General features: G+C 22.4%; 2 protein-coding genes. Both read right to left on the bottom strand.

What is annotated here, in order from left to right:
• Positions 1-494, bottom strand: a 494-nt coding sequence (locus KGF52_RS20990; RefSeq protein ID WP_227841518.1) for a DUF11 domain-containing protein, incomplete at its 3' end; no start/stop codon positions are given.
• 27 nt (positions 495-521) lie between these two features.
• Positions 522-1,019 carry an SPOCS domain-containing protein gene (locus KGF52_RS20985; RefSeq protein WP_227841517.1) on the bottom strand — a complete coding sequence of 166 codons (498 nt, stop codon included), beginning with the start codon at positions 1,017-1,019 and terminating at the stop codon, positions 522-524.
• Positions 1,020-1,126 lie beyond the last annotated feature (107 nt).

The following is a 1,126-nucleotide window of genomic DNA, read 5'->3' as shown; positions in this document are numbered from 1 at the left end:
GTATAAACACGATTACTTTCTATTGATATTTTCATTGGAAATTTTTCCATGTCATACTTATAATAATAATATATATTAGCGTGGTTTTCTATAACCCTGCATGCTGAATTTGCTAATACTATATTTTTAAAAGATATTATTTTTTTACAATTTCCATTTATCTTACCTATGTAAAAACCTTGTTGTGGATTTAATTCACCTTTTTTGATACCATTAACTTCTACAGTATTATTTATAAACTTTATGTATTTAGAAATATAATCTTTAAAAAATATATTCCCAGTTTTGCGATTACTTATATTTGTAACAACAATAGTATATGTTAAAATATCAAATACAGATGCATATTCTTTATCAACATATTTTTCTACCTTTAAAATATTTCCACTCATATCATTTGAAATAATATTACTAAAAGTAGTTTTTGTTATTATAGGGCTTCTAGATAATAACTTATAACTAAAATTTTCCCCATATTCATTGATACCTCTCATTGCACCCACCTTTCTATAATTTAAACATTATCTTATTTTAAAATTATTGTCATAACTTATAATTGTAGTTACACTTATAAATAAATTATTTTCATCTAAAATAGATGATGTTATATCTTGTATAATATACTTTAAATTAATTTTATCGTTATTTTTTATTCCTCTAGGCATTTGTATAAATGTACTAAAAGGTATTTTTAATTCAAGTATATTTTTCTTTGTAGAATTCCTATTTCTTTTTGCATTACTTATATTTTCTAACCTTATATTAGTATTTATATCACCAACTAAAATTAACTTTTTACCCGTCATCTGCTCATCCTCTAATGACATACATTCTATTGTATCAATCAATTTTATATCGTGTATATTCATGCCACAAACAGATGTGTCTAATAAACTTACTCCAGATTTTTTAGAAACTAGCTTAAAATTTTTATATGTATTAAATTGAGAAAAGTAAAATGTATTTTCTAGACTTTCACATTCTTCCAGATTATATATAACCTTATCTTTTTCATACATGATTTCATCAATCTCCCTATATCTATATATTAATACTATTCATTATAACTATTTCAAATTACTATTTTTAATTTTGTATCAAAGAAATATCGCTATTCATAAGGTAT

This window comes from Clostridioides sp. ZZV15-6597, from assembly GCF_020657815.1.
Taxonomy (GTDB): Bacteria; Bacillota; Clostridia; order Peptostreptococcales; family Peptostreptococcaceae; genus Clostridioides.
The sequence above is the reverse complement of the archived record's forward strand: the minus strand, read 5'-3'. Positions and strand labels throughout refer to the sequence as shown.